General features: G+C 58.7%; 18 protein-coding genes. 8 read left to right on the forward strand and 10 right to left on the reverse strand.

Annotated elements, in window-relative coordinates; all coding sequences use genetic code 11:
• The first annotated feature begins 201 nt into the window (after nt 1–201).
• Nucleotides 202–597 carry a tautomerase family protein gene (locus JNB91_RS10385; RefSeq protein WP_220325448.1) on the forward strand — a complete coding sequence of 132 codons (396 nt, stop codon included), beginning with the start codon at nt 202–204 and terminating at the stop codon, nt 595–597.
• On the opposite strand, the gene pheT is transcribed toward JNB91_RS10385, so the two are convergent.
• The 8 genes from pheT to infC all read right to left on the reverse strand — a co-directional run bounded on the left by pheT (nt 594) and on the right by infC (nt 7,008).
• A complete protein-coding gene (gene pheT, locus JNB91_RS10390) occupies nt 594–3,029 on the reverse strand; it encodes a phenylalanine--tRNA ligase subunit beta (RefSeq protein WP_220325449.1) in 2,436 nt (811 codons plus the stop codon). The genes JNB91_RS10385 and pheT overlap by 4 nt on opposite strands.
• A 37-nt stretch (nt 3,030–3,066) precedes the next feature.
• Nucleotides 3,067–3,342 carry a DUF2442 domain-containing protein gene (locus JNB91_RS10395; RefSeq protein ID WP_223218133.1) on the reverse strand — a complete coding sequence of 92 codons (276 nt, stop codon included), beginning with the start codon at nt 3,340–3,342 and terminating at the stop codon, nt 3,067–3,069.
• Nucleotides 3,323–3,559 carry a DUF4160 domain-containing protein gene (locus JNB91_RS10400; RefSeq protein ID WP_220325450.1) on the reverse strand — a complete coding sequence of 79 codons (237 nt, stop codon included), beginning with the start codon at nt 3,557–3,559 and terminating at the stop codon, nt 3,323–3,325. The genes JNB91_RS10395 and JNB91_RS10400 overlap by 20 nt, the downstream gene beginning before the upstream one ends.
• 4 nt (nt 3,560–3,563) lie before the next feature.
• A complete protein-coding gene (gene pheS / locus JNB91_RS10405) occupies nt 3,564–4,646 on the reverse strand; it encodes a phenylalanine--tRNA ligase subunit alpha (RefSeq protein WP_220325451.1) in 1,083 nt (360 codons plus the stop codon).
• A 22-nt stretch (nt 4,647–4,668) separates the two neighbouring features.
• Entirely contained in the window at nt 4,669–5,493 is an 825-nt protein-coding gene (locus tag JNB91_RS10410; protein WP_220325452.1) for a BUD32 family EKC/KEOPS complex subunit, read from the reverse strand.
• Between the two features lie 120 nt (nt 5,494–5,613).
• Nucleotides 5,614–6,018: a 50S ribosomal protein L20 gene (gene rplT, locus JNB91_RS10415; protein WP_148146077.1), complete on the reverse strand. Its 405-nt coding sequence runs from the start codon at nt 6,016–6,018 to the stop codon at nt 5,614–5,616.
• A gap of 40 nt (nt 6,019–6,058) precedes the next feature.
• On the reverse strand, nt 6,059–6,262 hold the full coding sequence (gene rpmI / locus JNB91_RS10420; RefSeq protein ID WP_112454548.1) for a 50S ribosomal protein L35: 204 nt from the start codon (nt 6,260–6,262) through the stop codon (nt 6,059–6,061).
• Between the two features lie 209 nt (nt 6,263–6,471).
• Nucleotides 6,472–7,008 carry a translation initiation factor IF-3 gene (gene infC, locus JNB91_RS10425; RefSeq protein ID WP_220325658.1) on the reverse strand — a complete coding sequence of 179 codons (537 nt, stop codon included), beginning with the start codon at nt 7,006–7,008 and terminating at the stop codon, nt 6,472–6,474.
• A 182-nt stretch (nt 7,009–7,190) separates the two neighbouring features.
• On the opposite strand from infC, the gene JNB91_RS10430 reads away from it, so the two are divergent.
• The 3 genes from JNB91_RS10430 (at nt 7,191) to JNB91_RS31410 (ending at nt 10,445) form a co-directional block, all read left to right on the forward strand.
• Complete coding sequence (locus JNB91_RS10430; protein WP_220325453.1) at nt 7,191–8,006, forward strand: alpha/beta hydrolase; 816 nt, start codon at nt 7,191–7,193, stop codon at nt 8,004–8,006.
• A gap of 120 nt (nt 8,007–8,126) precedes the next feature.
• Nucleotides 8,127–8,741: a transglutaminase-like cysteine peptidase gene (locus tag JNB91_RS10435; protein ID WP_223218134.1), complete on the forward strand. Its 615-nt coding sequence runs from the start codon at nt 8,127–8,129 to the stop codon at nt 8,739–8,741.
• A gap of 141 nt (nt 8,742–8,882) precedes the next feature.
• On the forward strand, nt 8,883–10,445 hold the full coding sequence (locus JNB91_RS31410) for a sensor histidine kinase (protein WP_220325454.1): 1,563 nt from the start codon (nt 8,883–8,885) through the stop codon (nt 10,443–10,445).
• Between the two features lie 6 nt (nt 10,446–10,451).
• Here JNB91_RS31410 and mbfA read toward each other — a convergent pair whose 3' ends face one another.
• Nucleotides 10,452–11,438, reverse strand: coding sequence for an iron exporter MbfA (gene mbfA / locus JNB91_RS10445; protein WP_220325455.1), 987 nt, complete (start codon nt 11,436–11,438; stop codon nt 10,452–10,454).
• 251 nt (nt 11,439–11,689) lie between these two features.
• Between mbfA and JNB91_RS10450 the strand changes: the two genes are divergently transcribed.
• Complete coding sequence (locus JNB91_RS10450; RefSeq protein ID WP_220325456.1) at nt 11,690–12,796, forward strand: TRAP transporter substrate-binding protein; 1,107 nt, start codon at nt 11,690–11,692, stop codon at nt 12,794–12,796.
• A gap of 172 nt (nt 12,797–12,968) precedes the next feature.
• Entirely contained in the window at nt 12,969–14,072 is a 1,104-nt protein-coding gene (locus JNB91_RS10455; protein WP_220325457.1) for a TRAP transporter substrate-binding protein, read from the forward strand.
• 82 nt (nt 14,073–14,154) lie between these two features.
• On the opposite strand, the gene JNB91_RS31130 is transcribed toward JNB91_RS10455, so the two are convergent.
• The gene (locus JNB91_RS31130) at nt 14,155–14,280 is read right to left on the reverse strand and encodes a hypothetical protein (RefSeq protein WP_262928002.1); all 126 of its coding nucleotides are present in this window, start codon (nt 14,278–14,280) and stop codon (nt 14,155–14,157) included.
• A 137-nt stretch (nt 14,281–14,417) separates the two neighbouring features.
• Here JNB91_RS31130 and rpsU point away from each other — a divergent pair, with 137 nt between their 5' ends.
• The gene (gene rpsU / locus JNB91_RS10460) at nt 14,418–14,654 is read left to right on the forward strand and encodes a 30S ribosomal protein S21 (protein ID WP_220325458.1); all 237 of its coding nucleotides are present in this window, start codon (nt 14,418–14,420) and stop codon (nt 14,652–14,654) included.
• Between the two features lie 60 nt (nt 14,655–14,714).
• Complete coding sequence (locus JNB91_RS10465) at nt 14,715–14,933, forward strand: hypothetical protein (protein ID WP_220325459.1); 219 nt, start codon at nt 14,715–14,717, stop codon at nt 14,931–14,933.
• Nucleotides 14,934–14,956: the final 23 nt, after the last annotated feature.

The following is a 14,956-nucleotide window of genomic DNA, read 5'->3' on the forward strand; positions in this document are numbered from 1 at the left end:
GCGACGTGATGCGGTGCTGCGCAGCCGGAATGGCTCCGCACCGCAACCCGCCGCTACCGCCCCAAATACAGCAACCCAAAACCGCTGGAGCGAACTCAAAACTGGATAAAACTTGGGGGCAAGGTCAGGCGCGATCCATAGGCAGGCATCTAAGTTGAAGGAAATCCAGATAGTTGCATAGCTAACCAAATGGAGAACGACATGCCTATTCTGAATGTCAAAGTCAGCGGCCAACGCTCGGACGAGATGACCCACGCCATAGCAAGCATGCTGAGCGAGCTGACGCAGCGCATCCTTGGCAAGGACCCAGCCGTCACGGCGATTGCCATCGATTACGTCGATCCGCGTGACTGGATCGTCGGCGGACGAACACTTGCCGAACAGCGCAAGTCGAGCGTTTATTTCGATATCAAGATCACCGATGAGACCAACACGAAAAGCGAAAAGGCCGCCTATATCCAGGCGGCCTTTGAGGGCTTTGCAAGCCTCCTCGGCAATCTGCACGAGGAAAGCTACATCTATGTCCAGGATGTGCGCGCCGCAGCTTATGGCTACGGCGGAAAAACCCAGGAATGGCGATATCAGCGCGCCGTCTAGGCGCGCAGAACACCACCCGTGGTCTTTTCGACATTGGCGACGATCTTGCCGGTCAGGGCTTCGAAATCCTCGTCCGTCAGGGTCTTGTCGACCGGCTGGATGAGAACTTCGATGGCGATCGACTTCTTGCCTTCGCCAAGCGAGGCGCCCTCGAAGACGTCGAAGACGTTGACGCCGGTGATCAGCTTGCGATCGGCGCTGGTTGCCGCCTTGACGATGGCACCGGCTTCCACCTGCGAGCCGACCACAAAGGCGAAGTCGCGCTTGACCACCTGGAACGGAGAAAGATCGAGGCCCGGCTTGGTGCGGGTCGCCTTTTTCTTCGGTTCCGGCATGGCGTCGAGATAGATTTCGAAACCTGCCAGGGCACCGGAAACATCGAGCGCTGCCATCGTCTTCGGATGAAATTCGCCAAATGTGCCAAGGATGACCTTGGGACCCATCTTGATCGTGCCCGAACGGCCCGGATGATACCAGGAAGGACCGCCCTGCTCGATCTGGACATTGCCCATCGGCAAGCCGCAGGCCTCGATTACGGCGAGCGCATCGGCCTTGGCGTCATAGACGTCGACCGGCTTGCCGCCGCCCTTCGTTGCATTCGACCACATGCGGCCGGCGCCGTTGATCGAAGCGGTACCGCGACGGATGCCGCCAGCGACGCGACGCTGGCCTTCCGGCGTGTCGTTCTCATAGGTGCCCGAGACTTCGAAGATTGCCACATCGCCAAAGCCCTTGTCGGCATTGCGCTGGGCAGCCGTCAGCAGGCCCGGCAGAAGCGACGGACGCATATCCGACATATCGGCTGCAATCGGGTTGGCGAGCTTCAGCGCCGGCGAACCACCGCCGAAGAGCTTCGCCTGATCTTCCGGGATGAAGGACCAGGTGACGGCTTCCAGCATGCCGCGGGAAGCCAGCGCGCGCTTGGCGGTGCGGGTGCGGATCTGCAGCGTGGTCAGGATCTTGCCGTTCACCGTGCCGAGATTTTCCAGCGGTTCCGGCTTGATGTTGTCGACGCCATGGATGCGCATGACCTCTTCAACGAGATCGGCCTTGCCATCGACGTCCGGACGCCAGGACGGAATTTTTACGCTGACACGCTCGCCGGAACCTTCGACGGTGAAGCCGAGGCGGGTGAGGATTTCGCGGCTTTCGTCGATCGAAACCTCAAGGCCGGTCAGGCGCTTCACTTCCGAGAAGGGGAAATCGACGGTTTTGGCTTCATACCCCTTGTAGCCGACGATCTTTTCTTTTGCCGGCGTGCCGCCGCACAGATCGAGAACCAGCTGCGTCGTCCGGTCGAGGCCGGGAACCATATATTCCGGATCGACACCACGTTCGAAGCGGTAACGCGCATCGGTGATGATGCCGAGCGTACGGCCTGACTTCGCGATGTTGATCGGGTCCCACAGAGCGCTTTCTATCAGCACGTCGACGGTATTTTCGTCACAGCCGGAATGTTCGCCGCCCATGATGCCGCCGATGGACTCGACGCCATTCTCATCCGCGATGACGACATTGTTCGGACCGAGCTTGTATTCGCGGGTATCGAGCGCCAGCACCGTCTCGCCTTCCTTGGCGCGACGGACGGTCAGATCGCCCTTGACCTTGGCAGCGTCGAAGACGTGCATCGGGCGGCCTTGGTCGAAGGTCATGTAATTGGTGATGTCGACAAGCGCGTTGATCGGACGAAGGCCGATTGCCTTCAGACGCGTCTGCATCCATGCCGGGCTCGGGCCGTTCTTGACGCCGCGCACGAGGCGCAGGCCGAAGCCCGGGCAAAGCTTTTCGTCGTCGAGATCGATGGTCAGGCCGACCGTCGTCTCGCCTTCGAGCTTCAGGGCCGGAGCAGAGGAAACCTTCAGCGTGCCGAGACCGGAGGCTGCGAGATCGCGGGCGATGCCGTAGATCGAGGTGCAGTCCGGGCGGTTCGGCGTCAGGTTGATCTCGATCATCGGATCGTCGAGACCGGCATAGGCGGCGAAGGAGGTGCCGACCGGCGCGTTTTCCGGCAGGTCGATGATGCCATTATGCTCGTCCGACATGTTGAGTTCCTTCTCGGAACACATCATGCCATGGCTTTCAACGCCGCGGATCTTGCCAACGCCAAGCGTCACGTCGAGGCCGGGAACATAGTCGCCCGGACGCGCCAAGGCCCCGATGAGACCGGCGCGGGCATTCGGCGCACCGCAAACGATCTGCAGCGGCTTGCCGCCATTGACGTCCGGGCCGGCATCGACGGAGAGAACCCGGAGGCGGTCGGCCTCGGGATGCTGTTCGGCCGTCAGGATTTTGGCGATGACGAAGGGCTTGTAGGCCGCCTTATCATCGACATCCTCGACTTCGAGGCCGATCGCCGTCAGGCGCTCGCAGATCTGGTCGAGGGTGGCGTCGGTCTCAAGATGATCCTTGAGCCAGGAAAGCGTGAATTTCATTGTCTTTTGTCTCGTCTCAAAATCATCAATCGGTTGGTCAGGCAGCCTTTTCCGGAGCTTTGGCACCTGGTGCCTTTATGCCCAGAAACATGCTCTTGACCGAAATTCCTTCGTCGATGGCAGCCCACCAGATCCCCTCATACATCAGTTCGATGTCGTTCAGTTCGGCATCATTAAGCTCGGACAGAAAGGGATACCACCAGAGAGGGGCTGAGATGGCCCGGCCGTCGGCGAGCGCGACGTGAACCTCGCCGCCAGCGCACCAAGCCCGAACGGGTCGCATTTCGTCGGTTTCAAAGACCAAAGAACTCATCCCAAGCACCTATCCATTGATCACGGTGTTGCGCGGCCACTTCCAGCAACCTGCCTATTTCCTGCTCACTATAGCCCCTGTTATGGGCCACTTCCAAATTCTTCAGCCAGAGCTTCAGGGACTTGCCGTCCTTGACGATATGGACATGAGGCGGTTCTCCGACATCAAGGGCGTAGAACCGGAATTTGTAGCCGTGCCAAATGAGCAGGGTCGGCATCGCGTTACTGGCTCAGACCGCCGAACAGGGTCGGCATGTCGAGCGGGCGGAAGCCGTAATGGTTCATCCAGCGGACATCGGCGTTGAAGAAGTCGCGCAGGTCCGGCATGCCGTATTTCAGCATGGCGATGCGGTCGAGGCCCATGCCCCAGGCAAAGCCCTGATATTCGTCCGGATCGAGCCCGCCCGAGCGCAGCACATTCGGGTGGACCATGCCGCAGCCAAGGATTTCCATCCAGTCGGTGCCTTCGCCGAACTTGACGATCGGGCCGGAGCGGTCGCACTGGATATCGACTTCGAAGGACGGTTCCGTGAAGGGGAAGAAGGACGGGCGGAAACGCATGGTCACCGACGGCACTTCGAAGAAGGCCTTGCAGAATTCTTCCAGAACCCAGCGCATGTTGCCGACATTCGACTTCTTGTCGATGACGAGGCCTTCGACCTGGTGGAACATCGGCGAATGGGTGGCGTCACTATCCTGGCGATAGGTCTTGCCCGGAATGACGATGCGGATCGGCGGATCCTGCGCTTCCATGGTGCGGACCTGAACCGGCGAAGTGTGGGTGCGCAGCACCTTGCGCTCACCCTTTTCATCCGCCTGGAAGAAGAAGGTGTCGTGCATTTCGCGGGCCGGGTGGCCTTCGGGGAAATTCAGCGCGGTGAAGTTATAATAGTCGGTCTCGACATCCGGGCCTTCGGCGATAGAGAAGCCCATGTCGGCGAAGACGGCGGTGATTTCGTCGATGATCTGGCTGATCGGATGGATGCGGCCGCGTTCAGCCGGCGAGGAGCGGACCGGCAGCGACACGTCGAGCGTTTCGGCCTTCAGACGCGCATCGATCGCGGCGTCCTTGAGCACGGTTCTACGCTCGGTGATTGCGTCGGTGATCTCGTTCTTCAGCGCGTTGATTGCCGCACCGCGGGTCTGGCGCTCTTCCGGCGTCATCGAGCCCAAGGTCTTCAGGAGTTCGGAAACCGAACCCTTCTTGCCCAGAGCCGAGACACGGACAGCCTCGATTGCCGCTTCGTCGCCCGCGCCGGCGATCTCGGCCAGGAGCGCGCTCTTCAATGTTTCGAGTTCGGTCATCTTTTCCTGCTTTGCGGCAAATTCAGCCGTTGAACATCGTTGTCAGATAGGTGGTAGCCAGGATGAATTGCCGCAAATCTCTACCCATGTGAAATCGGCCAATCAACCGGGCAAGCCATAAAAAGCGGCCCATGGAACGGGTGATTTCGCGCAGTTCGGCAATTGCCGCCTTCGGAGCGGCCGCAACCCATGCCGCATAAGCGCGATCCTGCGTTTTCCGGCGATCGGTCGCCCTTACACTCAATTGCAGGAACAGCAGCCAGAGATCGCGGGCCTGCGCCGTTTCCATAGGCATAACGGCTTCAGGCTCTTCCTCGAAATCGATGAAGCCAACCCTTTCGTCCCTGATGAACATGTCCCGCGGATAGGGGCGCCCGTGGCAGAGGCCAGCGCCGTGCAGTCTTCCGAGTTCGCTGGAACAGAAGACGAGAAGCTCGTCATGCGCCGCCGGATCGTCATTACGCAAAGACTTCAACTGTTCATGCACCGTCGGGGCAATATCGCTCAGAACGATGGCGCTGTCGGAAGAATAGATGACAGCGGCAGTCGGTATGCCTGCCTGCGAGTATTTCGCAATTTTTCGCAGGTCGCGCTGCACCATTCCTTCTGCCGTCTCGGCAGGGGACGGTCGCATGAAAGGCAGCCGAAGCAAGCGCGCAACGGCATTTTGAACAGCAACGATGGCGCGCCTGCCCTTGTCGCCGTGCCGCTTGATCCAGACATTGCCGCAACTGAGCGACACCACCTGCACCCGTCTCGCATCGGAAACCAGCGCAGCCAGCAAGGTGGCCGTGTCTTCCGACGGCAGCGATGGACCACTCCTTATGTCAACGACATCATTTGGCACCGCAGCGCTCCTGAATACCGTGATTAGTCCGTCTCATCGGAATATGAAACGGCAGAAAACAAAAGACCCGCGCCAGCAGAGCCGCGCGGGTCTTTTACAAACGTAGAGACGGACGCGGGCTTACTTGACCGCGGCTTCGAACTCGTTGGCGTTGCCGGTGTTCTTCAGATAGGCCAGAGCCTTCTTGGAAGCTTCAACCAGTGCGCCGAATGCTGCCGGCTCATGGATTGCCATGTCGGACAGAACCTTGCGGTCGACTTCGATGCCAGCCTTGTTCAGGCCGTCGATGAAGCGGCCGTAGGTCAGGCCGGATTCGCGGACAGCAGCGTTGATACGCTGGATCCACAGAGCGCGGAAGTTGCGCTTCTTGACGCGACGGTCGCGGGTTGCAAACTGACGCGAACGGTCAACAGCAGCCTTTGCGGCGCGGATGGTATTCTTGCGGCGGCCGTAGAAGCCCTTGGCTGCCTTGAGGGTCTTGGTGTGCTTGGCGCGGGAAGTTACGCCACGTTTTACGCGTGCCATGTCATGATCTCCTTAAACTGTTCCAGAGTGCCGAATAGTCTCAGAGACCGTTGGGCAGGTAGTTCTTGATGACCTTCTTGCCATCAGGCTCAGCGAGGACCATCGTGCCGCGTGCGTCGCGGATGAACTTGTTGGAACGCTTGATCATGCCGTGGCGCTTGCCGGCGGCAGCTGCAACGACCTTGCCGGTGGCGGTGACTTTGAACCGCTTCTTGGCAGACGATTTCGTCTTCATCTTGGGCATTTTGCTACTCCGTTTTTGTATCGAAGCCGACTGAAGAGGTCTGCTTCAAGCATTTAGAACGGCCACGGCATGCCCTGCCGGACCGTTCGGACGCGCGCTTATAACCGCAGCCGGTCAAAAGCGCAATGGGGGAAATCCTCCTTTGAAGCCGGTCGGAAACCGGCACACCCGCCGCCTTGCGGCTTCCTCGAGGCGGGTCGGCGCGGCGCTTATTTCGGCGCCAGCACCATCATCATCTGGCGACCTTCAAGCTTGGGCTCAGCCTCAACCTTGGCGATTTCCAGCGTATCTTCCTTGACTTGCAGAAGAAGCTTCATGCCGAGTTCCTGGTGGGCCATTTCACGGCCGCGGAACTTCAGCGTCACCTTCACCTTGTCGCCGTCTTCAAAGAAACGGTTCATCGCCTTCATCTTCACATCGTAATCATGTGTGTCGATGTTCGGGCGCATCTTGATTTCTTTGACTTCGACAACCTTCTGCTTCTTGCGCGCTTCAGCCGCCTTCTTCTGGTTCGCGTATTTCAGCTTGCCGAGGTCGAGGATCTTGCACACCGGCGGATCATTGTTCGGCGAGATTTCTACCAGGTCCAGTCCTGCTTCCTCGGCCATCTTGAGGGCCTGGTCGGTCGGTACTGCACCGAGATTCTGGCCTTCGGCATCGATAAGCTGGACCTTGGGAACGCGAATTTCCCTATTGGAGCGCGGGCCTTCCTTGACGGGGGCATCGGCTTTGAATGGTCTGCGAATGGTCGTATTCTCCTAGATCGTTTTCGGGCACAGGCAACGACGAAATTCGCGCGCGGCCGGGAGCCGAGCGGAATGTCGTGATTACCGGGTGGATGTCAATAGCATGACGGCACGAAAAAATCACCTCCTGACAACCGGTTTAGTTCTGATTTATAGCTTCCGCCATTCGCAGGAGTAAGACTATGAGCACGATCAACGCCACCGGAACTGCCAGCATTACTGTCGGAACGGGAACGGATGCCCGCGAGATCGCGATCATTCACCGGGCCGCCGCGGCCACAACCGGGAAGCCGGCACTCGTCTGGCTTGGCGGATATCGCTCCGACATGACGGGCACCAAGGCCGTCGTGCTCGATGCATTGGCGGAGAAACTTGGTTCGGCTTGCATCCGTTTCGATTATTCCGGCCATGGCGCATCGGGCGGTGAATTCCGCGACGGAACGATTTCACGCTGGCTGGAAGAATCCATCGCGGTGATAGATGCCGCGTCACCGAAAAACGTTATTCTCGTTGGTTCATCGATGGGCGGGTGGATTGCCCTGCGGCTGGTGCAGGAACTCAGGAAGCGGGCAAAAGGACCGAAGATTGCCGGGATCGTGCTGATCGCACCCGCTCCGGACTTCACCAGTGAATTGATCGAGCCCGAACTGACGGACAAGGAACGGCAGTCACTGGCGGAGCGCGGTTATTTTGAAGAGGTTTCCGAATACAGCCCCGAACCGAACATCTATACGCGCGCACTGATGGAAGACGGACAGCGGAATCGCGTCCTTACCGGCATTATCGAAACCGGCTGCCCCGTGCATATCCTGCAGGGAATGGCAGACCCGGATGTGCCGTATCAACATGCGCTGAAACTGATGGAATTTCTGCCCGCCGACGATGTCGTACTGACGCTGATCCGCGACGGCGACCATCGCCTTTCGCGGCCGCAGGACCTGCAAAAGATGGAAGCGGCAGTGGCCGCCCTAATAATCGATGATGAAAAACTGGGCTGAGACGGAAAAGCCGCAGTCTTAACCATATTCGTAAAGAGCTGCACCTTAACAAAAGCTGAACAATTGACTCTGCCCCTTAACACCTCTTAACTTTTTGTTAGGAATTTAAGGGACGGGTCAATGAATTTAGCCCTGAAGGTGCGGCATGTAGCCGTGATCCTCGCAGCTGTGCTCGCATCCGCCGGCGCTGCAATACCGGCGCCACAAGCCCCAATGGCTATGGTGACCGGTGCTGTGACGTCGCAGCCGATCGGTCATTACGAATTCTGCCAGCGCCTCCCGGCAGAATGCAATGTCAAAAGCCGGTCCGCGCCTGCTGCGCGCATGGATGACCATGCCTGGAACGTCGTTCGCGACGTCAACCGCGCCATCAATGCCCGTTATATTGCCCGCACGGATCTCGAGGCCTACGGCGTCGAGGAATACTGGACCTATCCGACCGTCTTTGCCGATTGCGAGGACTACGCCCTGCAGAAGCGCAAGGAACTGGCCCAGCTCGGCTTCGCGCTGTCCGATCTCTTGATCACCGTCGTGCGCAAGCCGGATGGCGAAGGCCATGCCGTATTGACCCTGCGCACCACAGACGGTGACTTCATCCTCGATAACCTCGACAACGATGTTCTCGCCTGGAACCAGACGCCCTACACGTTCCTCAAGCGTCAGGCGACATTCAATACCGGGCGCTGGGTCACAATCGAAAACGGTCGCGATCTGCTCGTCGGTGCCTTGCGGTAACCGAAGCCTCAAACATAAGTCATTAAGCATATAACCCGCCCTGCTTGCAGCGGCGGGTTGTTCTCTCTACTCTTTCGGGAATCAGAAGGTCGCGCCGCCGCCTGTCCGGCAGAGCGGATCTTTCTGCGATGGAGGCCTGTGGTGCGTAACGATCGGTTGACAGGCTTGATACGCCCCCATGGATCCGCACGACCGTCTCTACCGCTCTGGCTTGCCGGTGTGCTCACTGCCGTCGTCTTGGCTTTCGGCGCTCTTACCGTTTACGAAAACTACAACAACGCCCTTCGCGAAGGCGAAGCGCGCGCCGTTTCTTCCGCACATGTGGTCGCAGCCCACATGGAATGGATGATGGAAGCGAGCGATCTGGCGCTTCGCCGCATCGAGGCGGCGATCAGCGGACGCCCGATCGACAGTTCGGCCGAACTTATCCTCGATCTGGAACGAGCCGTGGGCGAACTGCCGGTCGGTTTCGAATATGCCATTCTCGACCAGGACGGCCAGACCCGCTTTTCGAGCGCGCCGGACAATACGCTGCCGAATCACGCCGAGCGCGCCTATTTCAAACGCCTTAAAGAGGGCGAGGTGCTGACATTCAGCCGGCTGCTCGACAACGAACAGGCCGGAAAGCCGGCTTTCATCATTGCGAGACGGATCGGCAGCGACTTCGGCGGCGTCGCCTCGATCACCATACCGAACGACAATCTCGACCGGTTCTGGTCTTCGATGAATCTTGGGCCTAACTCGACGATCTCGGTCATTCGTGACGACGGTTGGCTGGTCGCACGACGACCCTCCGCTCAGAAGCCGGTCAATCTGAGCACGACGGAATGGTATCCGCTGACCCGCGACAAGGCGAGCGGCTTTCACCACAATCCGGTGTCGCAGATCGACGGCTTTGCCCGTATCGTTGCCTTCTGGAAGGTGCAGGACTGGCCGCTGATCGCACTTGCGGCGATCGAGCGGCAGGAAGTTCTCGACCAATTCTGGCGTAATCTTTTCGGTGATGCGTTGCTTGTCGTGCCGTTGATGACGATCCTCGTCGGCGCATCGTTCTGGATTTACACCCTGCTCTACCGCACTGCCGCGCGCAATGAGGAGCTGGAACACGCCGCCGAACGCAATCGTTTCCTGTTGCGCGAGATCCACCACCGGGTGAAGAACAATCTGCAGGCCGTGCTGGCGCTCGTGCGGCTGCAGCGACTGCCGCAGGAAGCACGGGACGACATGGCGCGACGGATCAGTGCTATGATCGCCGTACATGAGCAGATCTATAATACCGACCAGTTCGAGGAGGTGGAGGTTGCGCCCTATGCGAGCCGGCTGATCTCGGACATCGCCTCAGGCTACGACATGCCGGTGAAGCTCGACCTCGATCTGGCGCCGATCGCGCTTGACCGGGACCAGGCCTTGCCGCTCGGCATGATCATCAACGAAGTGGTTTCAAACGCCTTCAAATACGCCTTTGCCGGACGTCATGAAGGCAAGCTCAGCGTCCGGCTGTTTCAGGACGGCGACACGTTGAAGCTTGTCATTCGGGACGACGGACCCGGAATATCGCAAGATGTGCGCACGACCGGCATGGGCACGAAGCTTATTTCAAGCTTCGTGCGCCAGTTAGGCGGGCAATCGGAACTTCACAACGACAATGGCGCCGTGTTTACGCTAACCGTTCCGATGGTAGAAGAGGCAGCGGAAGCTGCCTGAACCGGCCTATCCGGCATTGCCGATAAAGATACCGGCAGCCAGAACCAGTGAACCGCCGAATACGACCTGGAAGACGGCGCGCATGAAGGGCGTTTCCATGTAGCGGTTCTGGATGAAGGCAATTGCCCAGAGCTCAAAGAAGACGACGATGGCGGCGACGATGGTTGCGGTCCAGAAATGCGGAATGAGGTAAGGCAGTGCATGACCAAGGCCACCGAGGGCCGTCATGATGCCGGAAGCGAGGCCGCGTTTCAGTGGCGACCCTCGACCGGAGAGCTTGCCATCGTCATGCGCGGCTTCCGTGAAGCCCATCGAAATGCCTGCGCCGACTGAGGCCGAGAGGCCGATCAGGAAGGTCGACCAGGTATCGCCCGTGGCAAAGGCTGCGGCAAAGATCGGCGCAAGCGTCGAGACCGATCCATCCATCAGGCCCGCAAGGCCGGGCTGTACATAGGTCAGGATGAACTGGCGGCGGGCATTCTCATCCTCTTCGCCTTTCGCCTCTTCCGAAACATGCTTTTCCGTCAGCATGCGGGCAATGTCTTCGTGCCCCTCCTCGGCAAGCGCCAAGTCGCCGAGGAGTTGGCGGGTCGAGGCATCCGACACGCGCTTGGTTGCTTCGCGATAGAAGCGTGCGGCCTGCTGCTCCATCACCTCGGCTTCCGTCCGCGCCGTCTCAAGCGGCAGGTTCTTCCGCAGCCAGTCGGGCTTGCGGGCATAAAAACCCTGGACATGTTCGCGACGGATCAGCGGAATGCGCTCGCCGAAACGGGTGCGAAAGATTGCGATCAGCGCGTTCTTGTGGGTCTGTTCGACCTCGGCCATGTCCTCGAATACTTTTGCCGATGCCGGATACTGATCCCTCAGGCCATCCGCATAACCAAGATAGATGCGGGCATCCTCTTCTTCGGAGGCGATCGCCAGCGCGAGGATTTCTTCTTCGGATAATGATGAAAATGGCCGGCGGGAGGACGGCAAAAGGCGGGTCAGCATTGAAAACTCCATTTAGAATAATTCTAAACTATGCCTTTAGGCTTGAAGATGCAAGCAGGTTCGCGGCTCTTCCGGAGCGCATCATCGCCATGGCGGAAGCACTACGCTTCGTAATTTCTGAAAAGCATTGCTGCACTGCAGCGTAATATCTGAAAAATACTTCTTGCTCGCCGCGAAACAAACAGCTTATGAGCGACTTGGTACACATAAAAACGTGGGTGTACCGGACCATTTGGGAGGCTTTCTTTTTCATGAACCGCAGACATTTCTTCCGTCAAGCCGCCACCGCCGGCGCTGGTGCCGTTGCCGCAACCGCCTTGGCGGCTCCCGCGATTGCCCAGGAGAGCCCGAAAATCACCTGGCGTATGACGTCTTCCTTTACGAAGAACACGGACATTCTCTGGGCTGCCAGCACTGATATCGCCGCCAGCGTGAAGGAAGCTTCGGACGGCAATTTTACCATCAACACCTTTGCAGCCGGTGAAATCGTACCCGGTCTCCAGGCTGCCGATGCGGTTTCCAACGGCACCGTCGAGATGGCGCATACCTGCTGCTATTATTACATCGGCAAGGATCCGACATTCGCGCTCGGCACTGCCGTTCCCTTCGGCCTCAACGCCCGCCAGACCAATTCCTGGTTTTCGATCGGCGGCGGCAACGAGCTTTTGAACGAATTCCTCGCCGGCCATGGTCTGTACGCCCTTCCGGCCGGCAATACCGGCGCGCAGATGGGCGGCTGGTACCGCAAGGAAATCAATACGGTCGCCGACCTGAACGGGTTGAAGATGCGTATCGCCGGTCTCGCCGGACAGGTGATGCAGAAGCTCGGCGTGACCCCGCAGCAGATCGCCGGCGGCGATGTCTATGCAGCGCTCGAAAAAGGCACGATCGACGCCACCGAATTCGTCGGCCCGTATGACGACCAGAAGCTCGGCTTCGTCAAGGTCGCCAAGTATTACTACTATCCGGCATGGTGGGAAGGCGGCCCGGCCGTCCACGCCTTCTTCAACCTGGAAAAGTTCAACGCCTTGCCGAAGAGCTACCAGCGCATGCTGCATGACGCCTGCGCCAACGCCAACCAGAACATGCTGGCCCGCTACGATGCGCATAACGCAAAGGCGCTGCGGCAGCTGGTTGCCGAAGGCGCGGTGCTGAAGCCGTTCACCCAGGAAATCCTTGAGGCGAGCTATAAGGCGGCGCAGGAAGTCTATGCCGACCTCAACGCCAAGAATGCCGCCTTCAAGAAGATCTATGACAGCCAGCAGGCCTTTAAGAAGGACGGCTATCTGTGGAACCAGATCGCCGAATACAGCTACGACACGTTCATGATGACACAGCAGCGCAAGGGTACGCTGTAAGTTTTCAGACATGATCGAAACCGAAGCCCGGACATGCGCCGGGCTTCTTCGCATTTACGAAAAACAAGAAATCATCGGTTATGGGGTGGCTCGGCTTGTTCTTGCCAAATCAATGCGCTTAACACGAGCCCTACAACCACGAGACGCGCGCTGACGCGGGAGGATGAATTCGATGGATCGCAGGCATTTCTTCAAGAAGGCGACAGCAGCCGGTATCGGTGCGGCAGCAGCGACGACACTGGCGGCACCTGCGATTGCTCAGGAGAGCCCGAAGATCACCTGGCGCATGACATCTTCCTTCCCGAAGAGCCTCGACATCATTTTTGGCGCGGGCAACGAGCTGGCCCAGATCGTTCGCGATGCGACCGACGGCAATTTCAACATCCAGACCTATGCTGCCGGCGAACTGGTACCCGGCCTGCAGGCTGCCGATGCGGTCGCCAACGGCACGGTCGAGATGGCGCATACCTGCTCCTACTATTACATCGGCCAGGATCCGGCGTTTGCGCTCGGAACCGCCATTCCCTTCGGCCTTAACGCCCGCATGACCAATGCCTGGTTCGCCAATGGCGGCAATGATCTGATCAACGAGTTTCTCGCTCCTCGGGGGCTCTACGCCCTGCCCGCCGGCAATAGCGGCACGCAGATGGGCGGCTGGTTCCGCAAGGAAATCGTCACGATCGACGATCTCAAGGGACTGAAGATGCGGATTGCCGGGCTTGCCGGCCAAGTCATGACGAAGGTCGGCGTGACGCCGCAGCAGATCGCCGGCGGCGACGTCTATGCCGCGCTCGAAAAGGGCACGATCGACGCCACCGAATTCGTTGGTCCTTATGACGACCAGAAGCTCGGCTTCGTCAAGGTCGCGAAATACTACTACTACCCAGCATGGTGGGAGGGCGGCCCCGCCATGCACGCCTTCTTCAATCTGGAAAAGTTCAGTGCGCTGCCGAAGAGCTATCAGGCGATCCTTAAGACCGCCTGCGCTTCGGCCAATACCAGCATGCTTGCCAATTACGACGCGCATAACGCCATCGCCTTGCGCAAGCTTGTGGCCGAAGGTGCTGTTTTGAAGCCGTTCAGCAAGGAAATCATGGAAACCTGCTTCAAGGCGGCAATGGAAGTCTATGCCGACCTTTCCGAAAAAAGCCCTGCCTTCAAGAAGATCTATGACCACCAGCAGGCGTTCAAGAAGGATTCCTATCTCTGGGCGCAAGTGGCCGAATACAGCTACGACACATTCATGATGATGCAGCAGCGAAACGGCGCTCTCTGAGCTTTCCAGGACTTAGAAGCAAAAGCCCGGGGTATCGCTCCGGGCTTTTGCGTTTGCGGGTCTCGTATCCAGTGCGGCGGAATTAATTCCCCGGTTTCATTGATTTTTCTGCGCGAGACCCCATATCAGCGATATCGAAATCCAAATCGTGCTGACGCTGCAGCGCCATTCTTGGGCGAAGATATGCGTTGGTTTCGATGGATGCCATTTGCCTCTCCTGACCGCGGATGTACCGGCAGCGAGATTTGGCACGTGGTCCTGGAAAGGTCGGGCAAGCCCGGCCTTTTTTGTTTTGCCTTACGCAAAGTCGCGGCGAGGCATCACTAAAATCGGAAAGGATATAATTTGCAGGTTCTTGTCAGAGATAACAATGTCGAACAGGCACTGCGCGTCCTGAAGAAAAAGATGCAGCGCGAAGGTGTTTTCCGCGAAATGAAGGCCCGCAGCTCATACGAGAAGCCGTCGGAAAAGCGTGCTCGCGAAAAGGCCGAGGCGGTTCGTCGTTATCGCAAGCTGGCTCGCAAGAAGATGCAGCGCGAGGGGCTTCTGCCCGTGCCGAAAAAGGTTGCGCGGACGCGCTGATCTTTCCGTCTTCGGAAAGCCTAAGACACCATATTCAAGATATCAGGAAGGATGATTTCCATGACCGCGATCAAGGAAGAAATGTCGACCCCAACCAAGCTTTCCGCTCGGGAAAAGGCCGCCGTGACGGACGAGACGGCGCGTGCGATCATCGCTGCCGAAATATCGTCACGGGAAGAGAAGACCGAAAGATTGCGTCTGCTTCGCCTCCAGCGGGAAGCTGCGGAGACAAAAGCAGCACCTGCCAAGCGCAAGGTGGGAGCCAAGAAAGACCACTGATCCAACTGCCAAGGGCCCGGAAT

Source organism: Aliirhizobium wenxiniae, assembly GCF_019511445.1.
Taxonomy (GTDB): Bacteria; Pseudomonadota; Alphaproteobacteria; order Rhizobiales; family Rhizobiaceae; genus Neorhizobium; species Neorhizobium wenxiniae_A.